The organism is Lamprobacter sp. (assembly GCF_034860625.1).
Taxonomy (GTDB): domain Bacteria; phylum Pseudomonadota; class Gammaproteobacteria; order Chromatiales; family Chromatiaceae; genus Lamprobacter.
Map to the genome: position 1 here is coordinate 73449 of NZ_JAYESN010000004.1, position 11957 is coordinate 85405.

12 protein-coding genes are annotated in these 11957 nt (G+C 61.2%); all 12 read right to left on the reverse strand.

The genetic code is table 11. The annotated features are described in order from the left end of the window. Positions 1-19: 19 nt before the first annotated feature. On the reverse strand, positions 20-1897 hold the full coding sequence (gene glmS / locus VBE63_RS02020) for a glutamine--fructose-6-phosphate transaminase (isomerizing) (protein WP_323681317.1): 1878 nt from the start codon (positions 1895-1897) through the stop codon (positions 20-22). 102 nt (positions 1898-1999) lie between these two features. Further along, positions 2000-3379, reverse strand: a complete 1380-nt coding sequence (glmU, locus tag VBE63_RS02025) for a bifunctional UDP-N-acetylglucosamine diphosphorylase/glucosamine-1-phosphate N-acetyltransferase GlmU (RefSeq protein WP_323681318.1) — start codon at positions 3377-3379, stop codon at positions 2000-2002. Between the two features lie 251 nt (positions 3380-3630). After that, positions 3631-4053, reverse strand: a complete 423-nt coding sequence (locus VBE63_RS02030) for a F0F1 ATP synthase subunit epsilon (RefSeq protein WP_323681319.1) — start codon at positions 4051-4053, stop codon at positions 3631-3633. A gap of 29 nt (positions 4054-4082) precedes the next feature. Next, positions 4083-5459, reverse strand: a complete 1377-nt coding sequence (gene atpD / locus VBE63_RS02035; RefSeq protein ID WP_323681320.1) for a F0F1 ATP synthase subunit beta — start codon at positions 5457-5459, stop codon at positions 4083-4085. Positions 5460-5573: 114 nt separating this feature from the next. Then, on the reverse strand, positions 5574-6443 hold the full coding sequence (atpG, locus tag VBE63_RS02040) for a F0F1 ATP synthase subunit gamma (protein WP_323681321.1): 870 nt from the start codon (positions 6441-6443) through the stop codon (positions 5574-5576). A gap of 113 nt (positions 6444-6556) precedes the next feature. After that, a complete protein-coding gene (gene atpA / locus VBE63_RS02045; protein WP_323681322.1) occupies positions 6557-8098 on the reverse strand; it encodes a F0F1 ATP synthase subunit alpha in 1542 nt (513 codons plus the stop codon). 13 nt (positions 8099-8111) lie between these two features. Next, entirely contained in the window at positions 8112-8651 is a 540-nt protein-coding gene (locus tag VBE63_RS02050) for a F0F1 ATP synthase subunit delta (protein ID WP_323681323.1), read from the reverse strand. A 9-nt stretch (positions 8652-8660) separates the two neighbouring features. Continuing rightward, positions 8661-9131, reverse strand: coding sequence for a F0F1 ATP synthase subunit B (locus VBE63_RS02055; RefSeq protein ID WP_323681324.1), 471 nt, complete (start codon positions 9129-9131; stop codon positions 8661-8663). Positions 9132-9191: 60 nt separating this feature from the next. Further along, positions 9192-9425, reverse strand: coding sequence for a F0F1 ATP synthase subunit C (atpE, locus tag VBE63_RS02060; RefSeq protein ID WP_150091495.1), 234 nt, complete (start codon positions 9423-9425; stop codon positions 9192-9194). 55 nt (positions 9426-9480) lie between these two features. Next, entirely contained in the window at positions 9481-10347 is an 867-nt protein-coding gene (atpB, locus tag VBE63_RS02065; RefSeq protein ID WP_323681325.1) for a F0F1 ATP synthase subunit A, read from the reverse strand. 16 nt (positions 10348-10363) lie between these two features. Further along, on the reverse strand, positions 10364-10711 hold the full coding sequence (locus VBE63_RS02070) for an ATP synthase subunit I (RefSeq protein ID WP_323681326.1): 348 nt from the start codon (positions 10709-10711) through the stop codon (positions 10364-10366). A gap of 295 nt (positions 10712-11006) precedes the next feature. Next, the gene (locus VBE63_RS02075; RefSeq protein WP_323681328.1) at positions 11007-11927 is read right to left on the reverse strand and encodes a ParB/RepB/Spo0J family partition protein; all 921 of its coding nucleotides are present in this window, start codon (positions 11925-11927) and stop codon (positions 11007-11009) included. Positions 11928-11957 lie beyond the last annotated feature (30 nt).

Here is an 11957-nt window from a genome sequence, read left to right on the forward strand (position 1 = left end):
GTCGGCTAACTGGAGCCCTCTACTCGACCGTCACCGACTTGGCGAGGTTACGCGGCTGATCGACGTCGGTGCCTTTCAACACAGCGACGTGATAGGCCAACAGCTGCAGCGGGATCGTAAACACCATCGGATCGATCAGGTCGTCGGTCTCGGGAACGCGGATGATGGTGACGCCTGGATCTTGCTGTAAGGGGACCTGGTTATCGGCGAACACAAAGAGCTGGCCGCCACGGGCGCGGACCTCCTCAAGGTTGGATTTCAGCTTCTCGAGCAGGGCGTTGTTCGGTGCGACAACAACGACGGGCATGTCTTCGTCGATCAGCGCGAGCGGCCCATGCTTGAGCTCACCCGCTGGATAGGCCTCAGCATGGATGTAGGAGATCTCCTTGAGCTTGAGCGCACCTTCCATCGCAATCGGATAGGCCTCACCCCGGCCGAGAAAGAGGCAATGGTGCTTTTCGACGAACTGCTCGGCGAGCGCGGCGACCTGCTCGTCGAGCGCAAGCACGCGCTCGATCTGGGCCGGCAGCGAGCGCAATAGCTCAGCCTGCAGGCCCTCTTGGTGTAAGCCCTTCTGGTCCAAGCGCTCCTGATGCCCTCCATCTCGGCGCCCGCCATCCCGGTGGAGACGTGCAAGCGTCAGCGTCAATAACAGCAGCGCGACCAGCTGTGTGCTGAAGGCCTTGGTGGAAGCGACCCCAATCTCGGGACCGGCGCGGGTCAATAGGACCAGATCGGACTCGCGCACCAGGCTACTTTCTGGCACGTTGCAGATTGCCAGCGTGGTGACATAGCCGCTGTCTTTCGCGATGCGCAGCGCGGCGAGGGTGTCGGCGGTTTCACCCGATTGCGAGAGGGTCACGAACAACGAGCTCGGCGAGACCACCTGCTTGCGATACCGATACTCGCTGGCCACTTCGACCTGGCAGGGCAGGCCGACGAGGGACTCGATCCAGTAGCGCGCCACCAATCCAGCGTGGTAGCTGGTACCACAGGCCACGATGGTGACCGCCCGCACTTCAGCGAAGATCTGCTCGGCGCCCACACCAAAGGCCTCGGGCAGAACCCCATCGCTGCTGAGTCGACCTTCAAGGGTGTCGGCGATGGCGCGCGGCTGCTCAAAGATCTCCTTCTGCATGAAATGCCGATACTGCCCGCGCTCGGCCGAATCCGCCGCCACCGAAGACTCGCGCATCGAACGCTCGACGCGCTCGCCTTGGGCGTTCCAGATACTCAGCTGGTCGCGACGCAGCTCGGCGATATCCCCTTCCTCGAGGAAGATGAAGCGGTTGGTGACCGGCAACAGCGCGAAGACGTCCGAGGCGATGAAGTATTCCTGAAAGCCAACACCGATGACCAACGGGCTGCCTTGACGCGCTGCAACCAGCCGATCAGGGAATTGGGTGTCGATGACGCCGAGCGCGTAGGCCCCATCCAATCGCGCGATGGTTGCACGCACCGCTTCGGTCAAGTCCTGACCGGCCTCGAGCGCGTCATAGATCGCGTGAACAACCACCTCGGTATCGGTTTGCGAGGTGAAGCGATGGCCCGTCGCGGTCTGCTCCTGGCGCAACTGCTCATGGTTCTCGATGATGCCGTTGTGGACCAAGGCACAACGCAGGCGCGCAATGTGAGGGTGCGCATTCTGGGTCGAGGGCTCGCCATGTGTCGCCCAGCGCGTATGGGCGATGCCCAGCGTACCTTCCAAGGGCTGCTCTTCGAGCGCGGCACTGAGCTGGGAGACCTTACCCAAGGTACGCAGACGCCCAATCCGCCCGTCAGGCTGGATGACGGCGAGTCCGGCCGAGTCATAGCCTCGATACTCAAGCCGCCGGAGGCCCTCAAGCAGGATCGGCGAGACGGGGCGGTGCGCAATGGCGCCAACGATGCCGCACATGGGCAGCCTCCTCAGTTGAGACGATAGGGCCTGATGGTATCTGCTGCGTCGGCTGCCAAGCAAAAGCAACCAGGTCCGGTCGCCATGTCGAACACTGCTGGCCTAGGTCGACGACTTGATTGCGGCTTTGGTTGGCCGCGTCCAACCCTCAATCGTCGCCTGCGGGGCTCGGGTGAGGGTGAGTTGTTCGGCGGGTGCGTTTCGACTGATCACCGAGCCGGCGCCAATAGTTGCACCGGGGCCAACCACGACAGGGGCAACCAGCGCCGTATTGGAGCCGATAAAGGCACCATCGCCGATCTCGGTCAGATGCTTGTTGGCACCGTCATAATTGCAGGTGATGGTCCCCGCGCCGACATTGACACCAGCGCCAATCTCGGCATCGCCGACATAGCTTAGGTGGTTCACCTTGCTGCCGGCCGCGATGCGTGACTTCTTGACCTCGACGAAGTTACCGATATGGCAATCCTCGGCGATCTCGGACCCCGGTCGCAGCCGGGCAAAGGGACCGATACGCGCACCGGACGCCACCGAGGCACCCTCGATGATACTGTTGGCCATGACCTCGACCCCGGTACCGAGCGTACAGTCTTTGAGCAAGCAGTTCGGTCCGATATGACAGTTGGCACCGATCCTCACCCGACCTTCGCAGACCAGGTTCACGTCCAGAAAGACATCCTGATCGCAGCTCAGCGAGCCGCGCACATCCAGCCGGCTCGGATCGGCGAGCGTCGTCCCGCCGAGCATCAGCTTCTCGGCAATCCCGCGTTGATAGTGGCGCTCGAGCAGCGCAAGCTGCGCGCGGTCGTTGACGCCAGCCACCTCTTCAAGCGTCTCCGGCGCGGTGGTCGCCACGGTCACGCCATCGGCGACCGCCAGCCCAATGATGTCCGTGAGATAGTATTCATGCTGGACATTATCATTGCCGATCCGCCCCAGCCAATCGGCAAGGCGGGTACGCTCGGCGACGATGATACCCGTGTTCACCTCCGTGATGGCGCGCTCGGCGGTGCTTGCATCCTTCTGCTCGACGATCCTCAGCACCCGGTTACTCTTGTCGCGAACGATGCGCCCGTAGCCGGTCGGGTCAACAAGTTCCATCGTCAAGAGTCCAAGGCTTGTCTCAACCGTATCGTCAACCAATCGCGTCAGGGTCTCGGGCTCAATCAGGGGCACGTCGCCATAGAGCACGAGGACCCGATCCATGGCCGCCATCGCTGGCATCGCCTGGAGCACGGCATGCCCGGTACCCAGACGCTCGCGCTGTTCAACCCACTCCGCCTTCGACTGAGGAAAGGCGTTCGGCACCTGCTCGCCACCATGGCCGTACACCACGGCGACCTGAGCGGCGCCCAGCGCAGCCGCGGCATCAAGGACATGCCCCAACAAGGGCCGGCCAGCCAAGGGATGCAGCACCTTCGGCAAGGCTGATCGCATCCGCGTTCCCTTTCCCGCAGCGAGCACGACAACACCGAGCTTCATCGACGCATCCTCTTAAAATTCCCAGGTTCACCGATCCGGTAACGCTTGGTTTGATGGAAGCCGATTGAGGTCTCTGCGCCCATTTGCGCCCATCGACGCTATCGGCGGTCAAACCGCGCTTGTTGGGATGATAACTCAGGCGCCTCCTGCTGCGCCTATCCCGACGACGAGATCGCTTTCAATCCCCAAAATGCAACACCCCCGCTCAAGGGCGGGGGTGCATCACCAGGACAAAGGGATAGACGCCCCTCTCAGCCCTTCATCTTCCGCAACTTTTCGATGGCTCGAAGTTGCGCGATGGCCTCGGCAAGCTCGGCCTGGGCCTTCGCATACTCAAACTCTGCGGTTTGACCTGCAAGCGCATCCTCCGCCCGGCGTTTCGCCTCCAATGCCTTGGCCTCATCGATGTTCTCGGCACGAATCGCGGTATCCGCCAGGACCGTAACGATGTCGGGCTGCACCTCAAGCATGCCGCCAGAGACGTAAAAGTGCTCTTGGTTGCCCTGCTCGTCTTCGACCCGGACATCACCAGGCTTGAGCCGGGTGACCAGCGGGGCGTGCCGTGCCGCGATACCCAGCTCGCCCATCTCGCCGGGGGCGTAGAGCATCGCCGCAAGTCCGGAGTGGATCGCACCCTCCGCACTGACGATGTCGACGTGAACAGTCATTGCCATGATTCAGACCCTCCGCGACCGCGTGGCGATCACATCTTCTCCGCTTTGGCGACGGCCTCATCAATGGAACCGACCATGTAGAAGGCCTGCTCGGGCAGGCTGTCGTGCTCACCAGCGACGATCTCCTTAAAGCCGGCAATGGTGTCCTTGAGGCTGACATACTTACCCGGCGAGCCCGTGAAGACCTCGGCGACGAAGAACGGCTGCGACAAGAAGCGTTGGATCTTACGGGCGCGGGAGACGATCAGCTTATCGTCCTCGGACAACTCGTCCATCCCCAGGATGGCGATGATGTCCTTCAGCTCCTTATAGCGCTGCAACGTGCCCTGTACCGCACGGGCGGTGTCATAGTGATCCTGGCCAACGATGTTCGGATCGAGGATACGACTGGTCGAATCCAACGGGTCCACGGCCGGGTAGATACCCAACTCAGCAATCTGACGCGAGAGCACCAGGGTCGCGTCCAAATGCGCGAAGGTGGTCGCGGGCGAGGGGTCGGTGAGGTCGTCCGCCGGCACGTAGACGGCCTGGAACGAGGTGATCGAGCCGGTGTGGGTTGAGGTGATGCGCTCTTGCAAGGCGCCCATCTCAGAGGCCAGCGTTGGCTGATAGCCCACGGCTGAGGGCATGCGGCCGAGCAGTGCCGAGACCTCGGTTCCGGCCAGGGTGTAACGGTAGATGTTATCGATGAACATCAGTACGTCACGGCCTTCCTCGCGGAAGTACTCGGCCATGGTGAGACCGGTCAGCGCCACGCGCAGACGGTTGCCCGGTGGTTCGTTCATCTGACCATAGACCAAGGCCACCTTGTCCAAAACGTTGGACTCGGTCATCTCGTGGTAGAAATCGTTACCCTCGCGGGTGCGCTCGCCAACCCCGGCGAACACCGAGAACCCTGAATGCTCGGCGCCGATGTTGCGGATCAGCTCCATCAGGGTGACGGTCTTGCCGACGCCGGCGCCGCCAAACAGACCGACCTTGCCGCCCTTGGCGATCGGCATGATCAGGTCAATGACCTTAATACCAGTCTCGAGGATCTCGGTCGCTCCGGCCTGCTCCTCGAACGAGGGCGAGTCGCGATGGATCGGCCAAGACTCCTCGGCGCCGATGTCGCCTTTTTCGTCGATTGGCTTGCCGAGCACGTCCATGATGCGACCCAGGGTCTTCGGGCCGACCGGCACCGAGATCGGCGCACCGGTGTTGCTCGCGTCGATGCCGCGCTTAAGGCCGTCGGTCGAGCCCATCGCGATCGTGCGCACGACACCGTCGCCAAGCTGTGCTTGGACTTCTAGGGTCAGCCCGGTCGAGTCAACCTGAAGCGCATCATAGACCTTGGGCATCGCGTCGCGCGGGAACTGAACGTCGACGACGGCGCCGATGATTTCCACCACCTTACCGGAACTCATAGCGGATTCCTCTGTTCTGCCTTGCAGCTGTTCGCAAGGGCGTGTTTACCTTGAAGTCGGTTGCCGTCGCGGTCAGAAGCCTGTGCCCTGACAGCTCGCGAGCGAGGCCGGCCGCTAGCCAACGGCAGCAGCGCCGCTGACGATCTCGGACAGTTCCTGCGTGATCGCCGCCTGGCGCGCTTTGTTATAGACGAGCTGGAGCTCGTCGATCAGGTCGCCGGCATTATCCGACGCCGCCTTCATCGCGACGCGACGCGCGGCCTGTTCGCAAGCACCGTTTTCGACCACAGCCTGATAGACCAGCGACTCGATGTAGCGCGTCAATAGGCTGTCTAGAACGAGTCGGGCATCAGGCTCGTAGATGTAATCCCAGATCGGCCCGGTCGGGCGCTCATCGTCGCCGGCCTGCAAGGGCACCAGCTGCCGGATCATCGGCTGCTGCGTCATGGTATTAACGAATTCGTTATAGACCACATAGACCGCGTCAACCTCGCCGCTCTCGAACGCGTTCAGCATCACCTTGACGGTGCCGATCAGATCCTCGATATGCGGCTTATCGCCCAACTGGGTGACCTGCGCCTCGACCTTGCCGCCAAAGCGACGGAAGAAGCCCAGCGCCTTGCTGCCGATGGTGCAGAACACCGGCTCGATGCCCTGCGCTTTCTGCTGTTTGATATTCGCCACTAGGCGTCGGAACAGGTTGCTGTTCAGGCCGCCACAGAGGCCGCGATCGGAGGAGACGACGATGTAGCCAACGCGCTTGATCTCGCGCTGCTCGGCCATGAAGCTGTGCCGGTACTCCGGCGATGCCTTCGCCAGATGACGAATCACCTGCAGCATCTTCTCTGCGTAAGGACGCGAGGCCTGCATACGCTCTTGCGCCTTGCGCATCTTTGAGGTCGCGACCATCTCCATCGCACCCGTGATCTTCTGGGTACTCTTGATGCTCGAAATCTTGGTGCGGATCTCTTTGGCGCCTGCCATTGCGTGCTCCGTATGTGAGCGGGCGCGTCCGATTGGACGCGCTCACGCCAGACCTCTACTCGGTTTAGCCTAACCACCCCAGCCACCTCAATGGAGGCTGGGAAATCCACCCTCTACCAGGTGTTGTTGGCCTTGAAGTCCTTGATCGCGCTATGGAACGCGTTTTGGACCTCCTCATCGTACTGACCGGAGGCGTTGATGTCCTCGAGCAGGGACTTGTGACTGCTCGCCATGTAGCTCTGCAGCGCCCGCTCGAAATCGACGACCTTCTTCACCTCAACGTCATCCAGATAGCCTTCGTTCGCCGCGAACAGCGAGACCGCCATCTCAGCAACACCCATTGGATGATATTGGAGCTGCTTCATCAGCTCGGTCACGCGTTCGCCGCGCTCGAGCTGCTTGCGGGTTGCCTCATCCAGGTCGGAAGCGAACTGCGAGAAGGCCGCCAGCTCGCGGAACTGCGCCAGTGCGAGACGAATACCGCCTCCTAGCTTCTTGATGATCTTGGTCTGCGCCGCACCACCGACACGCGACACCGAGAGACCGGCGTTGATTGCAGGCCGGATACCTGCGTTGAACAGATCACTCTCGAGGAAGATCTGACCATCGGTGATCGAAATGACATTGGTCGGCACGAAGGCAGAGACATCGCCTGCCTGGGTCTCGATGATCGGCAGCGCGGTCAGCGAGCCAGTCTTGCCCTTGACCTTGCCATTGGTCGCCTTCTCGACATAGTCCGCGTTGACCCGAGCGGCACGCTCGAGCAGGCGCGAATGCAGGTAGAAGACATCCCCCGGATAGGCCTCACGACCCGGCGGACGACGCAGCAGCAGTGACACCTGACGATAGGCCCAAGCCTGCTTGGTGAGATCATCATAGACAATCAGCGCGTCTTCGCCCTTGTCGCGGAAGTACTCACCCATCGCACAGCCCGAGTAGGGCGCAATGAACTGTAGCGCCGCCGAATCGGACGCACCGGCATGGACGATGATGGTGTGTTCCATCGCGCCATGCTCTTCGAGCTTGCGCTGCACGGCGGCGACCGAGGAGTTCTTTTGCCCGACGGCGACGTAGATACACTTAACGCCGGTGCCTTTCTGATTGATGATTGCATCGATCGCAACCGCGGTCTTGCCGGTCTGGCGATCGCCGATGATCAGCTCGCGCTGACCGCGGCCAACCGGGACCATCGCATCAATCGCCTTGAGGCCCGTCTGCATGGGCTCATCGACGGATTGCCGTGCAATAACGCCAGGCGCAATCTTCTCGATCGACGACTGAGCCGCCGCATCGACTGGGCCTTTGCCGTCCAGTGGGGTGCCGAGCGGATCGACAACGCGGCCAAGCAGGCCCTCGCCAACGGGCACCTCAAGCACGCGCCCGGTGCAGCGCGCCCAGTCGCCCTCGGAGAGATGCGTGTAGTCGCCGAGGATCACGGCACCCACCGAGTCCCGCTCCAAGTTCAGCGCGAGCCCGAAGGTATTATTCGGGAACTCCAGCATCTCGTAGTACTGAGCGTCAGAGAGCCCGTAGATGCGGACGATGCCGTCGGTCAAGCTGACAATCGTTCCCTCGGCGCGCGCCTCGGTCTTGATGTCGAACTGCTCGATCTTCTGTTTGATGAGATCACTGATCTCGGAGGGATTGAGTTGCATGGCGGTGTCCCGTTCAGAATTGCAATTCGTTAGCCAACTGCTGCAGCCTGCCGCGCACCGAGCCGTCGATGACGACGTCATCGGCACGGACTTCGAGACCGCCGATCAAGCTCGCGTCTTCCTCGACCCTCAGCTCGACCTCAGTGCCAAAGTGGCGCTTCAGCGACGACTGGAGGGTCTGTTGCTCTGCAGCCGACAGTGCGTAAGCGCTGCGGATCTGGATGTGCCGAACGCCCTGGATCGCTGTTTTGCGAGCCTCGTAGAGGCGCGCGAGGTCAGGCAGAACCGTCAACCGCTCATTCTCGGCGAGCAGACGGACTAGGTTCTGGATCTCGACGCTCAACCCCTCGCCGGCGACCGCAAAGAGTAGATCAACCAGCTCGGAATCGCTGAGCTTCGGGTTCCCGAGCTGTGAAGCGACCTGCGGGTCAGCAACAATGGCTGCGAGCTTGGCTAAGTCGTCGGACCAGGCATCGAGCTGCTGGCTGGCGCGGGCCACCTCGAAGGCGGCCTCGGCGTAGGGTCGCGCGATGGTTGTGCTGTCTCCGGCCATCGGCGTGTCCTAAAGCTGTTTCGCGAAGGATTCGAGCAGCGCCTTGTGCGCACTGGCATCGATCTCTTTTTCCAAGACCTTCTCGGCAGCGGCCACGGCGAGTGCCGCCATCCGCTCGCGCAGTTCTTCACGCGCCCGATTGGTCTCTTGCTCGATCTCGGCATGGGCCGCTGTCTTGATGCGATCAGCCTCGCCCTGCGCATCGCGCTTGGCCTCATCCATGACCTCGTTGTAACGCTTCTGCGCCTGCGCAACGATATCAGCGGCCTTAGCCTTGGCTGCCTTCATCTCTTCGAGCGCCTTCTGCCGTCCGATCTCTTGCTCTTGTTGGCCGCGCTCGGCAGCCGCCAAGCCTTCGGCGATCTTGGTCGCCCGCTCGTCCAGCGCCTTCATGATCGGCGGCCAGACATACTTCATACAAAACGCCACGAAGACCGCGAAGGCGATCATCTGGGTGATTAGGGTCAGATTGATGTTCATCCTATAGCCTCGTTGGGGGACGCGCGGTGAGCGTTGCTGTCCGTCCGGGACGAGACGAGATCAGAGTGCGAACATCGCGTACAGACCCATCGCGATGGCGATGACTGGCAGCGCGTCGGTCAGACCCATGACGATGAAGAACTGCGTGCGCAACATCGGGATCAGCTCGGGTTGGCGGGCAGCACCTTCCAGAAAACGGCCGCCAAGCACGCCGATGCCAACACCAGCGCCGATAGCACCAAGACCCAGCATCAGACCGGCCGCAACGATGACAAGAGCTTCTGCGATTTCCATTTGAATTCCCCTCGGGAGAGCGTTGAGTGATCGAAAAGATCAGTGAAAGGAAAGATCAGTGATCGGTCTGATGCGCCATGTCGAGGTAGACGATGGTCAGCACCATGAAGATAAAGGCCTGCAGGGTGATGATCAGGATATGAAAGATCGCCCAGGCCAATTGCAGCGCACCGCCACCGAGGCTAAGTACCATATTGTGGCCGTACATCAGCGCAATCAGGATGAAGATCATCTCACCGGCGTACATGTTTCCGAACAGTCGCAGCGAGAGCGAGAGCGGTTTCGACAGCAGGCTAATGCCTTCCAGGATCAGGTTGGCAGGAATGCCGAACTTGCCGAAGGGATGCAGGGTCAACTCACCCACGAAGCCGCCCACACCTTTAATCTTGATGCTGTAGTACAGCACCATGAAAAAGACAGCCAGCGCCATGCCGAAGGTGATGTTGGGATCAGTGGTCGGCACGACGCGCATGAAGACATGATGCGGATCGGCGCCGAACAGCCCCATGAACTGACCAAAAGCCCAGGGAATCAGATCCACGGGCACCAGGTCCATCAGATTCATGAGGAAGACCCAGGCGAAGATGGTCAGGGCCAACGGAGCGACGATGTCGTTTTTTGCGCTGAATGAGCCGCGCACGTTCTCGTTGACGAAATCGATGATCCACTCAACGAAGTTCTGCGCTTTGCCTGGGACACCAGCGGTGACATTCTCAGCCACCTTGCGAAAACCGAGCAGGAAGAGATAGCCAAGGCCGATCGACCACAGCAAACTGTCGACATGTAATGCCCAGAACCCCATGGCGGCGGCCTCTTCAGCATTGTGCGCGAAGACCAGTCCATGATCTGGCAGCCAACCCAAGGTGAGGTTGGTCAAATGATGCTGGATGTAGTCGCTAGCGGTGAGCTCTGCGGTGGCCATCGATGAGATCTCTTCTTTAGCTATTCGAGCGTGCATCCGGACGCTGCGCGAGCACAGCCGGCACCCATTGAACCGCTAGGTAGGCGCCAAACAACGCCAACGGTCTTAGCTGGTCCAGCAGCGCAAACGCCAGGCCGAAAACGGCTAGGGCAATTGCAATCTTCGCGAACTCGGCCCCATAGATGCGAGCGAGTAGTTGACCCGGCTCTCGTGCTTGATAGCGCTGAAAGACGCGGTACGCGAAGTACCAATTCGAAAGGAGGCAGGCACCAGCGCCAACGGCGGCTGAATACAGTGCGTCCAGACCGAACCAGAAGGCGACCAAAACGACCACGACCGTTACGACCACCTGCCAGACAAGCAACCGTTTGAGCTGCACGCGGTCTGGAGAATTCAGACTATCCGCTTGGGTTGAAATGCGGCCGCCCTCCTAAAGCTCGAGAAGTATAAGTTCTGCTGAATATTCCGGTCAACGCCGATAGACGTTCGAGCCCTGCTCGCGAGGCCGAAACAGCGTCCTCCAAGCCTCCTCAACGCCTTCGGAATTAAGCAGAAAAGCCATTAAAATCAGCGCACAACATCCAATGGAGCCACGGCATCGAGAGGGCAAATGGTCTTGTGTCGATAGGAGGTATCGAGATCGCTTATGGCCCTGGTGGCTAGCGGATATGTGCCAGGATGCCGTCGAGCTCGTCCAAACTGTTGTAGTTGATCACCAGCCGCCCCGTCCCCTTGGTGCCGTGCTGAATCGCCACCCGCGCTCCCAACCGCTCGGCCAGATCGTCCTGAAGCCGGCGAATGTTTGGGTCTGGAGCGGGCTCTGCGCGACTCGGCGCAGGATGATCGGCATCGGCTTGCATGCGACGAATCAAACGCTCGGTGTCGCGCACCGAAAGACCCTGGGTGACCACCTGCCGCGCTGCGATCAGCTGCGACTCACCACGCAAGCCAAGCAGGGCCCGCGCATGCCCCATCTCCAGACGACCTTCGTCCAAGAAGGCCTTGACTGCATCTTCCAGCTCGAGCAGGCGCAGCAGATTCGTCACCGTACTACGCGACTTACCCACTGCCTCAGCTACCTGCAGATGACTGAGTCCGAACTCCTCAAGTAAGCGACGGAGCGCCCCCGCCTCTTCCAGCGGACTGAGATCATCGCGCTGAATGTTCTCGATCAGCGCGATCGCCAGCGCGGCCTGTTCGGTGACCTCACGCACCACCACCGGGATACGATCGAGTCCGGCTTGCTGGCTCGCACGCCAACGGCGCTCTCCTGCGACGATCTCATAGCGACCCGGCTCAACGGGACGAACCACGATAGGCTGGATCACGCCCTGGGCCGCGATTGAATCGGCCAGCTCGCGCATGCGCTCCTCATCGAAATCACGCCGCGGCTGATACCGCCCGCGCTGGATCTGATCCAACGCCAGATCGCGCACCCGTTCACCGGTCACCGGAACTGTCAGCGCCTCAGCGTCGGACGGTGCCTGCTCGGCGCCAGACAGCTGCACGCCGGCCTCACGCGCGCCCCCGAGCAAGGCGTCGAGCCCCCGGCCCAATCCTTTCTTCTTTGCGGCTGTCATCGGCACTGAGGCTCCAAGGTAGCAAGACGA

Bases quoted from the DNA above. Each gene is read 5' to 3' on its own strand.
- VBE63_RS02050 (WP_323681323.1), bottom strand. From the start codon at position 8,651: ATGGCCGGAGACAGCACAACCATCGCGCGACCCTACGCCGAGGCCGCC.
- glmS (WP_323681317.1), bottom strand. From the start codon at position 1,897: ATGTGCGGCATCGTTGGCGCCATTGCGCACCGCCCCGTCTCGCCGATC.
- VBE63_RS02075 (WP_323681328.1), bottom strand. From the start codon at position 11,927: ATGACAGCCGCAAAGAAGAAAGGATTGGGCCGGGGGCTCGACGCCTTG.
- VBE63_RS02030 (WP_323681319.1), bottom strand. From the start codon at position 4,053: ATGGCAATGACTGTTCACGTCGACATCGTCAGTGCGGAGGGTGCGATC.
- atpE (WP_150091495.1), bottom strand. From the start codon at position 9,425: ATGGAAATCGCAGAAGCTCTTGTCATCGTTGCGGCCGGTCTGATGCTG.
- atpB (WP_323681325.1), bottom strand. From the start codon at position 10,347: ATGGCCACCGCAGAGCTCACCGCTAGCGACTACATCCAGCATCATTTG.
- VBE63_RS02055 (WP_323681324.1), bottom strand. From the start codon at position 9,131: ATGAACATCAATCTGACCCTAATCACCCAGATGATCGCCTTCGCGGTC.
- atpA (WP_323681322.1), bottom strand. From the start codon at position 8,098: ATGCAACTCAATCCCTCCGAGATCAGTGATCTCATCAAACAGAAGATC.
- atpG (WP_323681321.1), bottom strand. From the start codon at position 6,443: ATGGCAGGCGCCAAAGAGATCCGCACCAAGATTTCGAGCATCAAGAGT.
- atpD (WP_323681320.1), bottom strand. From the start codon at position 5,459: ATGAGTTCCGGTAAGGTGGTGGAAATCATCGGCGCCGTCGTCGACGTT.
- glmU (WP_323681318.1), bottom strand. From the start codon at position 3,379: ATGAAGCTCGGTGTTGTCGTGCTCGCTGCGGGAAAGGGAACGCGGATG.